Annotated in this window: 21 protein-coding genes and 1 tRNA gene; 12 read left to right on the top strand and 10 right to left on the bottom strand. The window is 70.3% G+C overall.

Going from position 1 to position 18,331, the window contains the following annotated elements; all coding sequences use genetic code 11:
* Positions 1 to 361: 361 nt before the first annotated feature.
* Positions 362 to 658, bottom strand: coding sequence for a Dabb family protein (locus V1260_RS13705; protein ID WP_329747384.1), 297 nt, complete (start codon positions 656 to 658; stop codon positions 362 to 364).
* 572 nt (positions 659 to 1,230) lie between these two features.
* Positions 1,231 to 1,608, bottom strand: a complete 378-nt coding sequence (locus tag V1260_RS13700) for a hypothetical protein (protein ID WP_329747383.1) — start codon at positions 1,606 to 1,608, stop codon at positions 1,231 to 1,233.
* A 498-nt stretch (positions 1,609 to 2,106) separates the two neighbouring features.
* Here V1260_RS13700 and V1260_RS13695 point away from each other — a divergent pair, with 498 nt between their 5' ends.
* From V1260_RS13695 to V1260_RS13665, 7 genes are all read left to right on the top strand, one after another.
* Complete coding sequence (locus V1260_RS13695; protein ID WP_329747382.1) at positions 2,107 to 2,316, top strand: helix-turn-helix transcriptional regulator; 210 nt, start codon at positions 2,107 to 2,109, stop codon at positions 2,314 to 2,316.
* Positions 2,317 to 2,966: 650 nt separating this feature from the next.
* Positions 2,967 to 3,254, top strand: a complete 288-nt coding sequence (locus V1260_RS13690) for a hypothetical protein (RefSeq protein WP_329747381.1) — start codon at positions 2,967 to 2,969, stop codon at positions 3,252 to 3,254.
* A 17-nt stretch (positions 3,255 to 3,271) separates the two neighbouring features.
* On the top strand, positions 3,272 to 3,580 hold the full coding sequence (locus V1260_RS13685) for a hypothetical protein (RefSeq protein ID WP_329747380.1): 309 nt from the start codon (positions 3,272 to 3,274) through the stop codon (positions 3,578 to 3,580).
* A complete protein-coding gene (locus V1260_RS13680) occupies positions 3,577 to 3,837 on the top strand; it encodes a helix-turn-helix domain-containing protein (RefSeq protein ID WP_329747379.1) in 261 nt (86 codons plus the stop codon). The genes V1260_RS13685 and V1260_RS13680 overlap by 4 nt, the downstream gene beginning before the upstream one ends.
* Positions 3,834 to 4,424 carry a helix-turn-helix domain-containing protein gene (locus V1260_RS13675; RefSeq protein WP_329747378.1) on the top strand — a complete coding sequence of 197 codons (591 nt, stop codon included), beginning with the start codon at positions 3,834 to 3,836 and terminating at the stop codon, positions 4,422 to 4,424. The genes V1260_RS13680 and V1260_RS13675 overlap by 4 nt, the downstream gene beginning before the upstream one ends.
* 880 nt (positions 4,425 to 5,304) lie before the next feature.
* Entirely contained in the window at positions 5,305 to 6,009 is a 705-nt protein-coding gene (locus tag V1260_RS13670; RefSeq protein ID WP_329747377.1) for a hypothetical protein, read from the top strand.
* Positions 6,010 to 6,273: 264 nt separating this feature from the next.
* The gene (locus tag V1260_RS13665; protein ID WP_329747376.1) at positions 6,274 to 7,554 is read left to right on the top strand and encodes a tyrosine-type recombinase/integrase; all 1,281 of its coding nucleotides are present in this window, start codon (positions 6,274 to 6,276) and stop codon (positions 7,552 to 7,554) included.
* Between the two features lie 97 nt (positions 7,555 to 7,651).
* Here V1260_RS13665 and V1260_RS13660 read toward each other — a convergent pair.
* Both V1260_RS13660 and V1260_RS13655 read right to left on the bottom strand, forming a co-directional pair.
* Positions 7,652 to 7,724, bottom strand: a tRNA-Lys gene (locus V1260_RS13660).
* Between the two features lie 75 nt (positions 7,725 to 7,799).
* Entirely contained in the window at positions 7,800 to 8,369 is a 570-nt protein-coding gene (locus V1260_RS13655; RefSeq protein ID WP_329747375.1) for a hypothetical protein, read from the bottom strand.
* A gap of 120 nt (positions 8,370 to 8,489) precedes the next feature.
* On the opposite strand from V1260_RS13655, the gene V1260_RS13650 reads away from it, so the two are divergent.
* Positions 8,490 to 9,143 (top strand): IMPACT family protein, encoded by a 654-nt coding sequence (locus V1260_RS13650; RefSeq protein WP_329747373.1) that lies wholly within the window; start codon positions 8,490 to 8,492, stop codon positions 9,141 to 9,143.
* A 37-nt stretch (positions 9,144 to 9,180) separates the two neighbouring features.
* On the opposite strand, the gene V1260_RS13645 is transcribed toward V1260_RS13650, so the two are convergent.
* The 3 genes from V1260_RS13645 to nrdF all read right to left on the bottom strand — a co-directional run bounded on the left by V1260_RS13645 (position 9,181) and on the right by nrdF (position 11,543).
* Positions 9,181 to 9,885, bottom strand: coding sequence for a hypothetical protein (locus V1260_RS13645; protein WP_329747372.1), 705 nt, complete (start codon positions 9,883 to 9,885; stop codon positions 9,181 to 9,183).
* 201 nt (positions 9,886 to 10,086) lie between these two features.
* A complete protein-coding gene (locus tag V1260_RS13640; protein ID WP_329747371.1) occupies positions 10,087 to 10,371 on the bottom strand; it encodes a GlsB/YeaQ/YmgE family stress response membrane protein in 285 nt (94 codons plus the stop codon).
* A gap of 203 nt (positions 10,372 to 10,574) precedes the next feature.
* Positions 10,575 to 11,543: a class 1b ribonucleoside-diphosphate reductase subunit beta gene (nrdF, locus tag V1260_RS13635; protein WP_329747370.1), complete on the bottom strand. Its 969-nt coding sequence runs from the start codon at positions 11,541 to 11,543 to the stop codon at positions 10,575 to 10,577.
* Between the two features lie 218 nt (positions 11,544 to 11,761).
* Between nrdF and V1260_RS13630 the strand changes: the two genes are divergently transcribed.
* The 3 genes from V1260_RS13630 to V1260_RS13620 are packed head-to-tail and all read left to right on the top strand — an operon-like array spanning position 11,762 to position 14,264.
* The gene (locus V1260_RS13630) at positions 11,762 to 13,174 is read left to right on the top strand and encodes a DUF418 domain-containing protein (protein ID WP_329747369.1); all 1,413 of its coding nucleotides are present in this window, start codon (positions 11,762 to 11,764) and stop codon (positions 13,172 to 13,174) included.
* Positions 13,175 to 13,183: 9 nt separating this feature from the next.
* Entirely contained in the window at positions 13,184 to 13,699 is a 516-nt protein-coding gene (locus V1260_RS13625) for a hypothetical protein (RefSeq protein WP_329747368.1), read from the top strand.
* On the top strand, positions 13,686 to 14,264 hold the full coding sequence (locus V1260_RS13620; protein ID WP_329747367.1) for a hypothetical protein: 579 nt from the start codon (positions 13,686 to 13,688) through the stop codon (positions 14,262 to 14,264). Before V1260_RS13625 ends, V1260_RS13620 begins: the two co-directional genes overlap by 14 nt.
* Here the strand turns inward: V1260_RS13620 and V1260_RS13615 are convergent.
* The gene (locus V1260_RS13615) at positions 14,248 to 14,664 is read right to left on the bottom strand and encodes a hypothetical protein (protein ID WP_329747366.1); all 417 of its coding nucleotides are present in this window, start codon (positions 14,662 to 14,664) and stop codon (positions 14,248 to 14,250) included. The two genes, V1260_RS13620 and V1260_RS13615, sit on opposite strands and share 17 nt — an antisense overlap.
* 100 nt (positions 14,665 to 14,764) lie before the next feature.
* On the opposite strand from V1260_RS13615, the gene V1260_RS13610 reads away from it, so the two are divergent.
* On the top strand, positions 14,765 to 15,685 hold the full coding sequence (locus V1260_RS13610; RefSeq protein ID WP_329747365.1) for a WXG100 family type VII secretion target: 921 nt from the start codon (positions 14,765 to 14,767) through the stop codon (positions 15,683 to 15,685).
* A 17-nt stretch (positions 15,686 to 15,702) separates the two neighbouring features.
* Here the strand turns inward: V1260_RS13610 and V1260_RS13605 are convergent, their stop codons facing one another.
* Together V1260_RS13605 and V1260_RS13600 are read right to left on the bottom strand one after the other, a co-directional pair.
* Positions 15,703 to 16,437, bottom strand: coding sequence for an anaerobic ribonucleoside-triphosphate reductase activating protein (locus V1260_RS13605; protein WP_329747364.1), 735 nt, complete (start codon positions 16,435 to 16,437; stop codon positions 15,703 to 15,705).
* Positions 16,434 to 18,311 carry a ribonucleoside triphosphate reductase gene (locus V1260_RS13600; RefSeq protein ID WP_329747363.1) on the bottom strand — a complete coding sequence of 626 codons (1,878 nt, stop codon included), beginning with the start codon at positions 18,309 to 18,311 and terminating at the stop codon, positions 16,434 to 16,436. Before V1260_RS13600 ends, V1260_RS13605 begins: the two co-directional genes overlap by 4 nt.
* Positions 18,312 to 18,331: the final 20 nt, after the last annotated feature.

Genomic DNA, 18,331 nt, shown 5'->3' with positions numbered 1-18,331 from the left:
CGCCCGCTCGAGCCCTGATCGACAGGTCGTCCGACGACGCGACCGCCGACGAGGGCCAAGCCTCTGACCTGCACTCCCCGTGGCTCCGTCGCCGACTGTGAACAACCGTGCCCTGGGGAGGAAAGGTTACCCTCGTGGATAACCCTGTGGAAAAAAACCCATCGTGGAGAACCATTTCCGGATCGCTGCGACGGGTGGAACACCGGGAAGCAGGGAGGGACGGCGGCAACCCGCGACCGCCGACCATGGGCCACACCCGCCATCCGCCCGGGGACGACGACGCCCCGATCCCGCCGGAGGGCGGGATCGGGGCGCGGCGAGGGGCACGCGGTCAGCGCGCCCCAGTCTCACGGTGACACGGTCACGGATAGACGACGAAGTCCTGCTCGGCGAAGTCGGCGACCTCGGTCTGCCAGCGGGTGGCGACGAACTCCTGGTGGTCGGGATGGGCGTCGTAGGCGTCGTACGCGGCCTGGTCCGCGAAGCTCATCGCGAACTGGAAGGCGAACGGGCTCTTGGCCGAGACCTGCCGCGAGACGACGAAGTCGGTGACTCCGGGGATGGCGGTGAGCAGCGCGGGGCCGGCGGTGAGGAAGTCGGTCTCCTCGGCCGAGCCGGCCGGGTGGACGAGGGTAAAGGACACGGTGTGGCGGATCATGCGCCGATCGTACGGCCGACGGGCCGTGGCAATTAGCACGTTCCACATGGCGAGCCGTCGGCGTCACCCCTCTGCTAGGAACACTTCTCCTGTCGGCGTCGGCATCTGACCCGCCAGCGGGCGGGCGCGGAAGAGTTCCGTAAATGCGCCGGACGTGAGGGTGTCACTGTCGGTGAGGAAAGTACCGCGATCGCCCCGGCGGACGGCCTCGGACTGCACCCGCAGCGAGCTGCGGACCTGGTAGGCGTGGAGCCCGTCGCACAGCCGATCCACTCGCACTCTTCGAGAACGAGAGCGGTGCCGTACAGATCGGCGAGAAGGATGTGGTGGCCGACGGTGGTTCGCGGAGGGTGCACCGGCCCTGCGTCGCGGACGCGGCGCGCGGCCGCCTGCGGTGGGCCCGGAGGGGATCGAACCCTCGACCCGCGGATTCTAGGGTCGGGTCTCGAGGGCCTGCGGGAACTCGAAGTCTTATGCCTGGCGAGATCGTCATGGCATGGATTGGGAGCTACTAAGATTCACGCTCATCTATCGCAAAAAACGGAGTTGCGACGGAGTAGAAACGGAGCGGCTCACCGAGCCGCCGCGCCGTCCAACTCCCGCACCAGCTCCTCGAGCGCGGCCCACAGTCCGGCGAGCACAGGATGTCCCCCTACCGCCGCTGCGCCGCCCCTATGGATCGGCAGGCCGTCCGGCGTCCATAGGGCGATCTCGCGGCCGTCGGCGTCCCAGGCCTCGCACAGGGCCAGGTGCATGCACGCAAGCCGCCCAGGCTCATCGGGGAGCAGCTCGACCACGGCCACGCCGTAGGAGAGGAGGTCGCCCTCCCAGGAGGCGCGGTCGTCCCACCACGCGAGCAGGCAGGGAGCGCAGTCGCACGGCGGCGGGATCTCGACCGCCACGCCGATCTCGTGCTCGAGGTCCACCATTGCCGCGCGCCAGAGGCTCACTACAGGTTTCATGTCCTGCCCCTTCCCAGGGCGAGCCTGGTGCTCGCCGATGGGGCGGTCGGTATCGGCCGGCGAGTGAACGTGCAGGCTACGGTTGCTTTCGAGCAACCCTCGGAGATGCGCGAACTCGAGCGAGAGGGAAATAGTGCCGGGGTGCGCCGGGGCCGACCCCGGGCCTGCGCGACACGCCGGACACACCGAAACGAGCAGGCAACTAGCGCGTCATTTGCTTGATGTCAAGGGATCCTGGTAAACTTCACAGTTCGGTACGCGGAACCCCATTCCGCCGCGCCCCCTCAAGGGGCCGTAGATCTACCGCTGATTGGCACGACCGAGCAGGGCAACCGGACGCATAGACGGACCGAGAGTTGCCGGGCCAGGGTGCGGGGGCGCGACTAGCGCCCCGTGAGCGGCATCGCCCGGGACGCACGACTGCGTCTCAGGAGCGAACCCATGTCACGCCCGCAAGGGCTCACCTTCACGACCCCTGGAGTCGCCATGTCCACTGCCACCCTGACCACTGATCGCCTGCTCACCGAGGCCGAGACCGCCGAGCTGCTGGGCCTCGAGCCCGGGACGCTGCGGAGCTGGCGCTCGTCCGGCAAGCAGGGCCAGCCGCCGTTCGTTCGCCTCGGTCGCCAGGTCCGTTACCGAGCCTCGGATCTCGCCGAGTACATGGCCGCCCTGACTGCAGGGGAGGGCCTGTGACCATCCTCTTGGGATGGCCGGTCCCAGGATCCGACGAAGTCGCATGGAGCCCCTGGCGCTCCGTCGCTGAGTTCCTGCCTCGCGGTCCAGCGGCGAAGGGGCATCGCTGGTGCCAGCGCTGCGCACGGCACCTGCCCCTCGCTGAGTTCTGGGGCAGTGCCCCGGCGTGTAAGCCGTGCGACGGCCGTCGCAAGAGGTGGTACCAGCTGGCGCACCCCGAACAGGTGTGGTCAGCGAACTACCGGCGGCGTGCTCGAGCTGCTGGGCATGAGCCCATCGTGGAGCCGTTCACCCGGGCGGACGTGGTCGCTGCGTACGGGGACCGCTGTGCCCACTGCGCCGATGGGCGGTTCGAAGAGCTGGACCACTACCCCGTAGCCGTGGCCGACGGCGGAGTCCATCGCCTCGACAACGTGAGGCCGTCGTGCGGCTCGTGCAACCACAAGGGCGGAGCCGAGGTGCGCCGCCGACGGCGAGCGGCACAACAGGCGTAACGGCTCACAGGAGACGCAAGGGCGTCGATTCTAGGGACTTTGGGGCCAGGGTGCCCCCGGAGTCCACATAGACCCCTGCGTCGCTTCTAGAGCCCGTACAGGGCCTCCCATGACTACCCGGGCGTGAGCGTGCCCGCTGAGACGAAGGACCGACAGATGATCGACAAGAAGACTGCACAGGAGCTGGCCGAGCGGTATCGACAGGCCGGGGGCTTCCGGCCGTTCCTGCTGACACTGCTGGCGCTGGCGCACGTAGAGGGCGGCGTCTGGGAGACGCCGTCCAAGGCTGCTGTCCGCCGGGCGCTGACGCGCCCCAACGACGAGGAGGTGTGCTCCGAAGCCGACGCCGAGGTGGCACTCGTCCACGCGGTGCGCATGGGCCTGCTGCTCGAGGGATCGACGCTGCGCCGCCTGGTGCTGGCGAGCGCGGGGGATGCTGCATGACGGGGACACGAGATGTCGTGCTGATCGAGGACGAGGTGAAGGCCCTCCTTCACGCTCGTGGGAACCCGCGGCTGGGACCTGAGGCAGTGATTATGCTCGCCGCCCTGCTGTTCGCCGACGACGAGGGCGTGGCCCGGATCGAGCGGGGCGAGCTGCGCCGCTGGTGTGCCGGCGATGGCCAGGGGAGAGCGGGCTCGCACGAGGTATGGGAGCACCTCGAGCGCCTGATGGATATGGGGGCACTGGCTCCCGGTTCCAGAACAACCGAGCTGCGTCTCATGTTCGGTCGCGCGGCCGGGGCCGAGGTCGGGGAGGTGGCCGCATGAGCACGGCAACCTACGGGCTGCATCCCGGGGCGCGGCTGCTGTACTACGTGCTGCGGGATCTCGCCGACGATGACGGCAGGGTCTCGGTGCCGAGTGCTGAGCTGCTGCGGGCCACGGGATGGGCGAACCGGGCGAGTCTGCGCAAGAGGACTCATGAGCTGGAGGACGCGGGAGTTCTGAGTATCGAGCGGACCACGCGCCTGGGCGGCGGGCAGGGACCCAACATCTATCGGCTGAACGGAGACGATCACCGATGACCGCGACAGGCTCCCCCGCCACGGGGGCGAGCAACAGGCACAGCACGGGCGTTCCGTTCGACGGGGCGAAGCATCGGCCGGAACTACGGGGCGAGAGCTGGGAGCCGCTGAAGATGGACGAAGTTTCCGGCAGGCCTGTCCTGGTCGCCGAGCTGAGTCCTGAGTCCGGCGACGAGGAGCTTCCCGACTTCCTGCGCAACGCAATCGAGGCTGAGGAGGCCGCGGCGACCTCGAGTGAACCGGCGTCGGGGCCCATGAGCGCCGTCCCCCGCAAGCTGCTGTACGCCGAGGCACTGGCCGCTGGTCGACCAGATCTCACCGATGCTGAGTTCCGGCTCCTCATGGCCATGTGGAAGTACGCCGACAACACCACGCTGGGCGACATCTTCCCCGGCCATGCGCGGCTCGTGGAACAGCTGGGGCTCGCACCGACGAAGAGCAACAAGGACAACATCGGCAAGCGGATCGCCTCGCTGATCCGAAAGGGCTACGTCGTCAAGGTCCGCGAGGGCACCACGGTCCCGCATCGCCGAGCGGCCGAGTACCGGCTCACGCTCCCGGAGTGGGAGCAGGGCTCGCCGTCCTGACTACCCCCTCCCAGAGGGGGCAGTCGATTCCGTGACTACCCCCTCCACGAGCCGCTGACTACCCCCTCCCAGAGGGGACCCAATCCCTCATTACCCCCTTACCTAGTTCGACGACCCCAGCAGGGCGGCGACCCTCCGATGAGCGGCCCGGCTGCGAGCGCTGGCGCGCCCCTGCGGGGGCGCGGCTGACTCCAGCGTCTGGAGTGAGCACCTGGTCCCCGATCTCCTCCGCCCCTCCCGGGGCGGGAGGAGCCGGGCGGCAGGAGCTGGGGGCAGCGACCAGTGCAAGACCTGGGTCGCTGAGCCCAGCAGCGAGTGGGCCGCGCAGCGGCCCCCAGGGCTGACCCCAAGAGATTGGGCACCCCCTCCGGGGTGCCACTGAAGCGAGCGACCAACAGCTAGTCATCGGTCGCTGACGCCAACAACTAGAGGGCCGCGCAGCGGCCCCCAACTCCTAGGAGAAGAACATGGCCAACACCAAGACCAACCCCAAGTCTGAGTCCTCGGTCGTCGCTGAAGCTGAGCGCCAGCTCGCCGAGGCCGAGCAGGCTGTCACCGATGCCAGGAGCGAGATCGCCGCCCTGTAGCTGAAGCACCTCGAGCTGGTCGCCGAGGAGGAGGCCGGATCCCTGATCGTCGACACTGACCGCCTGGCCGACCTGGGGGAGAAGATCCCCAACCCGCCCGAGTGCACGCAGACCATCGCCCGGAAGCAGACCGCACAGCGTAGTCCGGCCCGACAGCCCTTCGCAGGGCAGAAGCCTTACCGACCCGTGGTGGGTATGCCTATGAGCTGATCACTCTCCCTGCCCCCTGCGGATGGAGCAGGGGGCAGTAGGTACTTCTACCGGCGAATGCGAGCATATGGAAGAATCGCGGCATGACTGAGCAATGGCCACCCTCGAAGCACATCATGACCTATAGAATGTCTCTGAATCTAGATCACCTCGATAACCCCATTGTCGCCGAGGTATCACTTCCCGCTTCCCCAAATGGCGAGTCGGCGGACATTTCCTCATTCCGCTATGGCCGATTGAATGGAGATTCGGCAGACGACTATGCGTTTAGAGATAAGTTGTACTCTGCAATCGGCGCCGTCACGGTCGCGAGCGGCCATGCCGAATCTGCAATGAAGCGCGTAATCCTAGTGGCCGAGGAAAAAGGTGAGACCTTCGAGCACATCGAGAAGCCTTGGTCCACCCTGGTCGCACGGCTGGATGCCATAGCCTCCAGCAGCCACGAGCTCTCCCAGCAGGTTGGTCGGATCCTCGACTGGTCGAAGAAGCGCGAAATTGCCCAGAAGAGGAACAGCGTTGTCCACTCGTACTGGTGGCATTGGGCGGGCGTCGGATTGGCACGATCCCGATTCACCAAAGACGGCAAGACATACACGGTGACTGGCAACTTGGAAGACATTTCGACCATCCGCGAGAACGCTTCTCTGCTTTTCGAGTATGCAAGACGACTCGATAGCCTCGTGCTTTCAACTTGGCCGCAGGCCAGATTTCTCGACACCGACTTCGGCAGCTCTTCGGCCTTCCGAAAGGCGCCAACCCCGGAGGATCGCCCGAAAGGCCACCAATAGTTCTGCACAGCGAGCCTATCGGAACCCGTACAGGACCTCGGGCGGTATACCGAGGCGGGGGCGGCGAGATCGCTCTAGGGGGTCATCCCCCAGGGGGTGCGCAGCTCGAGCTGCACTAGATCCACTGTCGGTCAAACCCGTTAACCCCGACTAGCCTACGCTTGACCTCGGCCGGTCCTGTACTGCACCGATGGACCGCTTTCTGCTCCGTTTTTTGCGTGCTACCTTCCTCCCATCAGGGAGTCGGACACGGAGGACAGGGACATGGCACGGGCAAGGCTTCAGCGAGGCGAGGCGAGCGGCACCACGTACCGCGGCATGGTCGACGGCAAGTGGACCGCTGAGGGGAAGATCCCGAAGGGGACAAGGCCGAGCAAGTGGCGCGCCACGGTTCGCTACCAGGACGGCAGCTCCCCCAGGCCGAAGGAGATTACAGCCGAGGACACGAGCAAGGCGCGGGCGGAGACCAGGGTCAAGGTCCGCCTTGCCGAGCTGAAGAAGTCCGGCCGCTCCTCCGCCGACGCCAACGCCACGGTTCGGCAGGCCGTCGGCCGCTACCTCACGGAGCTGGAGTCCGGGAACCTCGGCAAGGCCCCAGCGACCGTGCGGACCTATGCCTCGGTGATCCGGCACGACGTGCTGCGCACGGGATCCACGGTCGCCGACATGCGGCTTGCTGATGTGACCGTGGCAGATCTCAACCGAGAGCTGCGAGCACTCGCAGGCGCCGGGGCCTGGTCCCACCTCCGCCACGTGCGCGCCATCTGGTCGCACGTGTTCCAAGAGGCGCTGGACGCTGAGCTGATCGACGCCAACCCTGCCGCCTCGGCAAAGATCCCGGCGCGGCGAGTGAAGGAGGAGCGGGTCTACAGCAACGGCGAGGCGCACGACACGGACCGGCCCCTCACCCCGGCCGAGGCACTCGAGCTGTGGGGCAAGGTCTCCCAGGACGACAAGGCTCGCCGCCTCGGCTTGGATGATCTCGTGCTCCTCGGCCTCACTCAGGGGCTGCGGATCGGCGAGGCGGTCTCCCTACGGTGGCAGGATCTCGACCTCGAGGCTGAGGTGCCCACACTCACGGTCGCCGGGAAGCTGGTCCGCGTGAAGGGTCAGGGCCTCACCTGGGATCCGGTGACCAAGAGCGTGCTAGGTGCCCGCACCATTCCGCTGCGCACCACCGAGCTGGCGATGATGTTCCGCCGTCGCCGCGACGAGCGGGACCAGATGGACCGACACTCCGATCCCGAGGTGCAGCGGATCCGAGACGAGTACGTGTTCCTCTCGGAGACCGGCCGCCATGCGGATCAGGACAACATCAACAAGCACCTGCGAGAGCTGTTCGACCGAGCGGGATTCAAGTGGGCCACGTTCCACACCCTCCGGCGCACCGTCTCCGCCGAGCTGAAGCGCCAGGGGATCCCGGACTCGGAGGTGGCCCGCTTCCTCGGCCACAGCGAGAGGGTGAACCGGAGCAACTACGCCGACGGCACCACGGTCCCCGTGGCCGTGCTCGCCGCCCCGGCACTGGTCCTCACGAGCGCTTGAGTAGGGCTCAGCGGGACCAACAAACGGAATAGAAACGGACTGGCCCCCTGGCCGGGATGAAGCTAGAAGCTTCCTCCCAGGTCAGGGGGCCTTTTCGTGGGCCCGGAGGGGATCGAACCCTCGACCCGCGGATTAAAAGTCCGATGCTCTGCCGACTGAGCTACAGGCCCTCACCCGCCGAGCGGGCCCACCCATCCTAGCCGCGCCGGGCAGGTCGCTCCTCCCCCGCCCGGCACCGCGATCGGTCAGGCCTTCCGGCGCCGCAGGAGCGCGAGGATGATCCCGACCAGGAGGATCACGAAGCCGACGAAGCCGCCGCCCAGGCCGAGGAAGATGCCGCCCACAGCGCCGAAGATGCCGCCGATCGAGACGGGCGGGCCGACGGCGACCGGGGTGCCGTGGCAGTCGACGGTGTACTCGCCGGCCTCGTTCGCGGTGATGGAGTCGAAGGACTCCCAGGTCACGCCGTCCTTGCTGACGCTCGAGGTCTGCGGGGTGCCCTCGCCGACCGCGGCCTCCGAGGGCGCGGTGATGTCGCAGGTCGGGATCGCGGTGCCTTCGGGCACGTAGTACTGGAGGACGTCCCCGGCCTCGGCGGTGACGCTGCCGCTGCCGCTCTCGAACACCTCGATCTCGTTGTAGCCGCCCGCGGTCGAGGAGATGCCGATCACCGTGATCACGATGCCCACGATCACGCTGAGCACGAGGATCACGCCGCCCAGGATCATGAGGATCATCGGCGCCTTGCCCTTCTTGGCCGGTGCCGGCGCCGGGCCGGGGAACTGCTGAGCCGAGGGCTGGGGTGCGTAGGTCATGGGATCCTCCTGGGGAGCGGGATGGCCATGGCCAGGCTATCCTCCGGTCCCCGGTCCGCGGCACCCTCCCGAGGGAGGGGGCCCTTCGACCCTTTCCCCGCCCCGCCTACACTTCCCCTCATGCCTGATCCCCTCGTCCTCGCCGCCGATGTCGAGGTCGAGCTGGTCGAGAAGCGCTCCCGCTTCCTCACCCGGCTGCATCGGGTGGAGGACGTCGCCGCGGCCGACGCCCTGATCCATGCGGCGCGGCGCGAGCACCCGGACGCCCGCCACCACTGCACCGCCCTCGTGATCGGGGCGCGGGAGGAGACGGCGGAGGTCCACCGCAGCAACGACGACGGGGAGCCGGCGGGTACGGCGGGGATGCCGATGCTGCAGGGCCTGCTCCACGCGGGTCTCACCGACACCCTCGCGATCGTGATCCGATACTTCGGCGGGGTGAAGCTCGGGGCCGGCGGTCTGGTCCGCGCCTACACCGCCGGGGTCGAGCAGGCGGTCGCGGCCGCGGAGATGCGCCGTCGCACCCTCCTCACCGTCGCCGAGCTGGAGGTGCCGCTCGCGGAGGCGGGCGTCGGGGAGAACGCGGTCCGTCTCTGGGCGGCGTCCCACGGCGCCATGGTCGAGGAGACGCAGTATTCGTCGCGCCGAGCTCTGCTGACGGTGCTGCTCGCCGAGGACCTGCTGCCCGCGCTCCAGGCCGACGCGGCCCGCTGGTCCTCCGGCCGGGTCGCTGCCGCTCCCGTCGGCCACCGCCCGGCCGACGTGCCGCTCTGAGCCCCCGTCGGTCCGACTGCCGCCGCGCCCGCGGGAATCACTCCGGGGCGAGATACCAGCTCGGCACGGACTTCTGCGGCGCCAGCTCCCGCTGCTCGGCGCCCACCAGGGCGGTCAGCACCTCGAAGGACATCCGGCGATGGAGTTCCGAGAAATCCTCGGCGGAGCCCGCGTCGCGCAGCGGGACGAGCCAGCGCCAGAACGAGCCCGGGTCCTCCCGCACCGCCACCGGGTCGCGCACGATCGCGAGGTCGCCCACACGGTCCTCGACAGTGCGGAAGAGTGACCGTAGCAGCGGGTCGAGGTCACCGTCCGGCAGCGGCACCTCCATCGGCCCGCCCGCGGACGCCGCGGCGTCCACGACCAGCAGGTGCCGCCCCGTCGGCTGATCCCCGTCGGCCGCCCGCACGGAGTAGACGGCTCGCGGCGCCTCGTGCTCGGCCATCAGCACCCGGGCGATCCGCTCCGCCCCCTCGATCACCTGGTCGATCGTCGACCCCGGCGCCGGGACCTGCACCGCGAGCACCTCGCGGAGCCGTCCCCGCTGGGCCGGCGCCGCCCTGGGCACCACGTTCCCGTGGTGGAGCAGTCCGTAGGAGGGCAGCGCGAGGGCCCGCCGCAGCGGGGGCCCGAGGCGGGGCCGTTCGGCCGACGGGCCCGCGGGTCGGCGCAGCACGAGGCCGAAGCGCAGCGCGAGGTGCTCGCGCCGCTGCAGCTCGGTGAGGTGCCGGTGGCGGGCCACGCCGCCAGCGTAGGCGCGGCGCGCCCCGCGGGTAATGCCTCCGGACCGACGGACGCGGGGGGGGGGGGGTGGGGGGGGGGAGCGGCCGTGTAGAGTTTGCGGGTGGTTTGGGCTGGCTTCTCGCCCGACGAACGTGACTCCCCCCGGAAGGATCGGGGACGGCTCCGCGCGGGTGTCGTGCAGGGCTCGTGCGCGCTGTGGTCAGGCGCGGCCCTTGGTGGCGAAGCCGTAGATGACCATGACGATCAGCGCGCCGAGCACGGCGAGCAGGATCGTGCCGATGCTCCACGGGTTCGACATGATGCCGCTGACGCCTTGGCCGCCGAGCAGGCCGCCGATGAGGCCGCCGACGATCGCGCCGACGATGCCCAGGACGATGGTGAGGGCGAGGCTCATCGACTGCTTACCGGGCATGACCGCCCGCGCGATGAGGCCGATCAGGCCGCCGATGATGATCCACGAGATGATGGCCCAGAGAAGACCCATGATGCACGCTCCTTAATATGGGGGAAGGGGTCGGAACACTGCATGCCCAGTGTGCGCCTCCGGAGCCGCGGAACGGGGATGTTCCGCAGAACTCGCGCGTCGCGCGGGTCGCCCGAATGGGAATCACCCCCCTGACGCACGGGGCCCCGGCCCGCGGTGATCCGCGGCGCCGGGGCTCCGTCAGCAGGGTCGAGCGGGAGGGCTCAGAAGTCCCAGTCGTCGTCCTCGGTCTCGACGGCCTTGCCCATGACGTAGCTCGAGCCGGAGCCCGAGAAGAAGTCGTGGTTCTCGTCGGCGTTCGGCGAGAGCGAGGCGAGGATCGCGGGGTTGACCTCGGTGGACTCCGCCGGGAACAGCGCCTCGTAGCCGAGGTTCATCAGCGCCTTGTTCGCGTTGTAGCGCAGGAAGGTCTTCACGTCCTCGGTCCAGCCGACCGGGTCGTAGAGGTCCTCGGTGTACTCCTCCTCGTTGTCGTAGAGATCGCTGAGGAGGTCGAAGGTGTACTCCTTGAGCTCGGCGCGACGCGCGTCGTCGGCCTTCTCGAGCGCCTTCTGGAACTTGTAGCCGATGTAGTAGCCGTGGACGGCCTCGTCGCGGATGATCAGCCGGATGATGTCCGCGGTGTTGGTCAGCTCGCCGTGGCTGGAGTAGTGCATGGGCAGGTAGAAGCCGGAGTAGAAGAGGAAGGACTCCAGCAGGGTCGAGGCGACCTTGCGCTTCTCCGGATCGTCGCCCTGGTAGTAGCCCATGACGATCTTCGCCTTCTTCTGCAGCGGCTCGTTGAACTCGCTCCAGCGGAAGGCCTCGTCGATCTGCTTGGTGTTCGACAGGGTCGAGAAGATCTGCGAGTAGGACTTCGCGTGCACCGACTCCATGAACGCGATGTTCGTGTACACCGCCTCCTCGTGGGGGGTGATCGCGTCGGGGATCAGGGAGACCGCACCGACGGTGCCCTGCACCGTGTCCAGCAGGGTCAGGCCGGTGAAGACCCGCATGGTGAGGTTCTGCTCCTGCTCGGGCAGCCGGTTCCAGGACTGGATGTCGTTGGACAGCGGCACCTTCTCGGGCAGCCAGAAGTTGCCCGTCAGGCGGTCCCAGACCTCCTGGTCCTTCGGATCGGGGATCCGGTTCCAGTTGATCGCCTGGACCGTCGTCTTCAGGTGGTCGTTCACCGCAGCCTCACTGTCGAGAATCGGGGGTAGAGCAGTCCGAGCCAGTCTAGGCATCGCGCGGGTCCGCCGCGCCGCGCGGCCCGCCGGGTCGGCGGTGGCGAGAGCCACCGCAGGGAGCGGAATAACGCACCGGACCCCTGACTTTCGTCGTGGGACGCGAGGTGGGTGCCCGCACTAGCGTGAGGAGCACGTCGCCCGCCTGACCGGAAGGCCCCACCGTGACCTCCTCCGATGCTCCCGGACACCTCCCCTCCGCCCCGGCCCGCTCGCTGGCCCCCGATGTGGCGCGCGGGCTGATGCTCGCCCTCATCGCGATCGCCAACGTCTCCTGGTACCTGTGGGGCGCGTCGACCTCCGTCGGCGGTACCCCGCACATCCCCGCCAACGGGCCGCTGGACACGGTCGCGCAGGTGGTGATGACGATCGCCGTCGACCACCGGGCGATGCCGCTGTTCGCGTTCCTGTTCGGCTACGGCATGGTGCAGTTCTACCGTTCGCGGATCGACCGCGGCCTCGAGCCCGTCGCGGTGCGGCGGATGCTGCGGCGCCGCCACTGGGCGATGCTGCTGCTCGGCGCGCTGCACGCGGCGCTGCTCTTCTTCGGCGACATCCTCGGCGTCTACGCGGTCTCCGCGCTGGTGCTGGTGTGGTGGTTCTTCGGCCGACGCACGCGGACGCTGCAGATCTGGGCGATCGTGATCTCCGCGCTGATGCTGCTGTTCGCCCTGTTCTCGATCGCCTCGGGACTCGCCATGGCCCTGTTCGTCCCGGAGGAGGCGCTCGCTGAGATCGAGGCGGCCTCCGCCGGCTCCGACCTCGGCTTCACCCGCGGCCTCGCGTACGACACCCCGTACCTCGTCTCGATCCTGTACCGGCTCGGGATGTGGGCGTTCGCCCTGCCGGCCGCAGCGATCCTGGGCGCCGCGCTGCCGATCCTGCTGGGCTGGCTCGCGGGCCGCCGCCGGATCCTCGACGAACCGTGGCGCCACGTGGACCTGCTGCGCCGCACCGCGGTGATCGGCATCGCCATCGGCTGGCTCGGCGGGCTGCCGGAGGCCCTCGCGATCACCGGGATCTATGACCTCCCGGCCGCGGCGCCGTGGATGCTCACCGGCCTCACCTCCCTCACCGGCGTCGCCTGCGGCGTCGGCTATGCGGCGCTGTTCGGCCTGATCGCGGCGCGCTGGGAGGGCCGTGGTCCCGGCACGACGGCCGACGGCAGCGACACGCCCGGCCGGTTCGACGACGCCGCCCTCACCGCGGCCGAGCGGTCCTACGGGGTCCCCGCGGCCGCGCTCGTGCCGGAGCGGACCCGGGAGGCGGGGCTGCTCGAACGGACCCTCGCGGCCGTCGGCCAGCGCTCGCTGACCTTCTACCTGTTCCAGTCGCTGCTGCTCGCCCCGCTGATGGCGTCCTGGGGCCTGGGCCTCGGCGGCGTGCTCTCGACCGCGCCGGCGCTCGCGATCGCGTTCGCGGTGTGGCTGCTCTCCCTGCCGATCGCGGCGTGGATGGGGGCGCGGGGGATGCGCGGCCCGGCCGAGCGGCTGCTGCGCCGGATGACCTACGGGCCGATCGACGCGCAGACCCGCGCCCTCCGCCCGGAGGCGACGCGCACCAGCACCTCGGCCTAGGGTGGGTCCATGCCCGTGACCCTCCGCCCCGTCCCGGCGGCCCGCCCTGATCGGCCCGGCACCGCGACGACTCTCGAGCTCCCCGCGACCTGGAGCACCGTCGACGCCCCCGCGCCGGCCCTCGCCGCTTTCTCCGACGGCCGCACCCTCAGCCCCGCGATCGAGACCAACATCGTGCTGACCGCGGCGGACCCGGTCCCGGGAGGGACGCTCGCGTCCTGGCAGGCCGCGGTCCGCGAGGAGCGCCTCGCCACCCTCCCCGACCTGCAGATCCTCGAGGACCGATCCGTGCCCGGCACGGGCGGCGAGGAGCTGTGGCACACCAGTTCGGTCCTCACCGACCCGCAGGGCGCCACCCTCCTCGTCCGCTCGTGGAGCCTCGTGCGGGAGGGGACGGGCCTCACGCTGACCCTCACCACCCTGCCCCTCGTCGATGCCGAGCACGGTGCGGAGCTCGACCGGATCGCCGCCACCTGGGCCCCCGGTCCGCCGAGCCGTGAGAGGACCCCCGATGCCGACTCCTGACCTCGACACCGCCCTCGTCGACGAGATCCGTGCCTCCGCGCGCGGGGAGATCGAGGTGCGTCTCTCCGCACCGACCCGTCTCAGCGAGCACACCCTGACCCTCTCCCGCGCGGGGATCCTGCGCCGCAGCCGCGATCCCCGCGACGTCGAGCGCTCCGAGCAGCTCGGGGTGCATCCCACCGCCGCGCTCCCCGGGGTGCTGCTGCGTCTCGCGGCCATCGCCCCGCTCGGCAGCCCGCCGGAAGGCAGCGACCTGGATCTCCCGGAGGAGCTGCTCGACCAGCTCGCCGCCGCGGACGACGCGCTCCGGGAGGCGGCCTGGTCACGCGCGCTCGACGCCGCCCGGGCCCTGCCCGACCCCACCGACCCGGCGCTCGAGGCGGCCCCGCCCCGCGCCATCCACCTGGTCCGCCGGCGCGCCGAGGGCGATGTGGGGGCGGTGCTCGTCCAGCTGCGCGGCCGCTACCTGGCGGCGGACCCGGCGAGCGCCGGGCGCCTCGTCGGAGCCACGCCGACGGACGCCGCGCGCGCCCTGCTGCGTCCCCTGCTCACCGCTCGCGGATGATCTCCCGCTCGCGGCGGCGCTGCGGGCGCAGCCACCCCGGATAGATCCACAGCGGCAGGATCGACCGGTAGCTGGTCGCGAGCAGCAGCATCACCCAGAGGATCACCTCGAGGATCACCACGACCGGCAGCAGCACCGCCGTCGTGAGCTCCCGCAGCGCGTCGATCGCGGCGAGCAGGGCGAGGGGGGCCGCCACCAGCAGCGCCTGCGCGCACAGCGGCAGGACCACGAGCACGAGGCCCTCCACGTAGCGGAACCCCCGGCCCGGACCGACGTCCTCGGGTCCCGCCCAGGAGCGGAAGACCCTCCCCCGCCCCGCCCGGAACAGCAGCGCCAGGACGGAGAGTCCGGCCCCGAGCAGGAGCAGCACCAGGGCGAGCAGGAGGAGTACGGGGTCCATGCCGACATCCTCCCATCGCCCCATGGGGACCTCTCCCCATGTCGCCCGCGCGCGGCGGCCGGTACCGTCAGCGAGCAGGGTCGACACACGTGGAGGAGCCATGAACGCATTCCAGGGGATGGACACCGCCGAGGTCACGGACCTCGCGGGCCGGTTCACCGAGCGCGCCGAGACGCTGAACACTCTGCTCGAGACGCTGTCCTCCCAGGTGGGGGCTCTGGTCGGCACCGACTGGATCGGGCCCGACGCCGACGGCTTCGCGGCCGCCTTCGACTCCTCCGTGCGCCCGCAGCTGACCTCCGCCGCCGAGTCGCTCCGCACCCGGGGCAGCGATCTCGAGGGCCACGTCGAGGAGCAGGACGGCGCCTCGGACCCTGCGGGCGGAGGCGCGGGCGGCCCGGGCGGTGGCCCAGGCGGCGGCCCCGGGGGCGGGAGCTCCTCGGCGCAGTCCTCCTCCTTCCTCGGCGCGGACTGGGGCGATGTCTCCTTCGGCGAGTTCTGGCAGAACCTGAAGGAGAACATCGGCATCGACGGCGTGGACAGCGCCGGCGGCATCATCTCCGCGACCCACAGCTTCGCCAAGAACTTCGGCGAGTTCGCGCTCGGCAAGGGCACCGTCCCCGCCTTCATCCCCGTCATCGGCGACGCCTTCACCGGCGTGATGGCCGGGATCGACCGCTGGAACGACGATGCGGGCCGGAGCGACCTCTCGACCGGTGAGCGGATCGGGCGGGCCTTCCTCGACGGCGCGGTGAACTTCGGCGGCTCGATGGCGGGGAGCTACGTCGGGGGCTGGCTCGGCGGTTCAGCCGGTGCAGCGATCGGCGGCCTGTTCGGCGGCGGCGGAGGCGCGGCCGCCGGGGCGCCCGCGGCCGGCGTCGGGGCCGTGCCGGGTGCGGTCGTCGGCGGCGGCGGAGGCGCGGCGGCCGGCGGCGTGATCGGCGGGATCGTCGGGGACGTCGTGGGCAGCTACGTCGGCGCGACCCTGGCCGACTCCGTGATCGACACCTTCCTCGACTGACCCCGGCGCCGCCGGGGCTATCGCACGCCGACCTCGATCCCCAGCTCCCGACCCCGGGCCCGGGCCGCAGCGGCCGCGGCGGCGAAGACCTCCGGCCAGTCCGGCACCCCGGCGAGCTCGGCCGCGACGGCGGGGGCGGCGCCGTCGGCCCGGGCTCGCTGCAGCACGAGCTGACCGGCACCAGTCCCCGCGAGATGCTCGAGCAGGGCGGGCAGCTGGGGCAGGAGGGCCGGGATGAGGGTCGTACGCAGCTCATGGGGCACGCCCGAGGCCTGCAGGAGGGCGAGCGACGTCCCTGCCCGCTCGGCGGCTCCCGCGCGGCCGACGAGCGCGGCATAGTCGCCCGGAGCGGCCTTCACGTCGAAGCCGACCCAGTCCACCAGTCCCGCCGCGAGCAGGGCCTCGAGCCGTGCCGGATGCGCGCCGCCGGTGTGGAGCCCGACGGCGAAGCCTGCCGCCCGCACTTCCGCGGCGGCCGGCAGCAGGGCGTGCTGCCGGGTGGCCTCTCCCCCGCTGAACACGACGCCGTCCAGCAGCCCGCGGCGCCGCCGCAGCAGGTCGAGGAGCGCGGCGAGCGGCACCCGCCCGGGCACGGTGGGATCGAGGATCTCGCGGTTGTGGCAGTAGCTGCAGACCCAGGGACAGCCCTGGCAGAACACGGTGGCGACGAGGCGGCCGGGCCAGTCGACGGTGGACAACGGCACGAGTCCGGCGATCTGCAGCTCCCCCGCCCCGGCCCGGCCCCCGCTCATGCGAGCGCCGCCGCGGCGGCCTGCTCGGTGAAGAAGCGCCGTTGCTCGTGCTCGCCGCGCTTGCCGATGTTGAAGGAGGCGACGGGGCGGAAGTAGCCCATCACCCGCGTCCACACCTCGCACTCCTGCCCGCACCGCTCGCACCGCGGATGTTCCCCGGAGAGGTAGCCGTGCACGGGGCAGATCGAGAAGGTGGGGGTGACCGTCAGATACGGGACACGGAAGCGGGTCAGCGCCCGCCGCACCAGCTCCCGGCACGCCGTCGGCGAGCTCATCGCCTCCTGCAGGTACAGGTGCAGCACCGTGCCTCCGGTGTACTTCCCCTGCAGCTCCTCCTGCAGCTCGAGCGCCTCGAAGGGGTCCTCGGTGGTGTCGACGGGGATCTGCGAGGAGTTCGTGTAATACGGGTTCCGCGCCGTGCCCGCGGTGAGGATGCCGGGGTAGCGGGCCCGGTCCTCCTTCGCGAAGCGGTAGGTGGCCCCCTCGGCGGGCGAGGCCTCGAGGTTGTAGAGGTTCCCGGTCTCCTCCTGGAACTGCACCATGCGCGCGCGCACGTGGTCCAGGATCCGCAGACACATCTCCTGACCCGCCGCGTCGCGGAGGTCATGCCGATCCCCGTGGAAGTTCCGCACCATCTCGTTCATGCCGTTCACCCCGAGGGTCGAGAAGTGGTTCCCGAGGTGGCCCATGTAGTGCTTCGTGTAGGGGTAGAGCCCGCCGTCCATCAGCTCCTGCACCGTGGCGCGGCGCCGCTCGAGGGTGTCCCTCCCGAGCTCCAGCAGGCGGTCGAGCTCCACGATCAGGGCCGCCTCGTCGCCGGCGAAGCGGTGTCCGAGCCGCGCCATGTTCACGGTGACCACGCCGATCGAACCGGTCAGCTCGGCGGAGCCGAACAGGCCGTTGCCGCGCTTGAGCAGCTCGCGCAGGTCCAGCTGGAGCCGGCAGCACATCGAGCGGATCATCCCCGGGTCGAGGTCCGAGTTCAGGAAGTTCTGGAAGTAGGGCAGGCCGTACTTCGCGGTCATCGCGAAGATCGCCTCGACGTTCTCGCCCTCCCAGTCGAAGTCGGGGGTGATGTTGTACGTGGGGATCGGGAAGGTGAAGGCGCGGCCGTCGGCGTCGCCCCCGCTCATCACCTCGAGGAAGGCGCGGTTGATCAGGTCCATCTCGGCCTGCAGGTCGCCGTAGGCGAACTCCTGCTCCTCCCCGCCGATCACCGGATGCAGAGCCCGGAGGTCCTCCGGGCAGACCCAGTCGAAGGTGAGGTTCGTGAACGGGCACTGGGATCCCCAGCGGCTGGGGACGTTGAGGTCATGGATGAGCTGCTGCATCTCCTGACGGACCTCCTCGTAGGTGAGTCCGTCCCGGCGCACGAAGGGCGCGAGGCAGGTGTCGAAGGAGGAGAACGCCTGAGCGCCCGCCCACTCGTTCTGGAGGGTGCCGAGGAAGTTCACGATCTGCCCGCACGCGGAGGACAGGTGCCGCGGCGGCCGCGAGCCGATCGCGCCGCCGACGCCGGTGAAGCCCTCCTCGAGCAGGGCCCGCAGCGACCAGCCGGCGCAATATCCGGTGAGCATGTCGAGATCGTGGATGTGCAGGTCGCCCTCGCGGTGCGCGCGGCCCGCCGCGGGGCTGAACACCTCGTCGAGCCAGTGGTTCGCGATCATCTTCCCGGCGGCGTTGAGGATCAGGCCGCCGACGGAGTAGCCCTGGTTGGCGTTCGCGTTGACGCGCCAGTCGGCACGGTCGACGTACTCGGTGATCGTCGCGACGGGGTCGACGAGGGTGCGCGCGGGGACGGGATCCGCCACGGATGCAGCGGCGGGCGGGGCGGACGCAGCGGCGGGCAGGGCGGACTGCGGGGTGGTGGGCATGGGATCACTCCTGGGACGAC

Origin of the sequence: Brachybacterium sp. J144, assembly GCF_036321705.1 — a bacterium.
Taxonomy (GTDB): Bacteria; Actinomycetota; Actinomycetes; order Actinomycetales; family Dermabacteraceae; genus Brachybacterium.
This window is presented reverse-complemented; position numbering and strand designations above follow the sequence as displayed.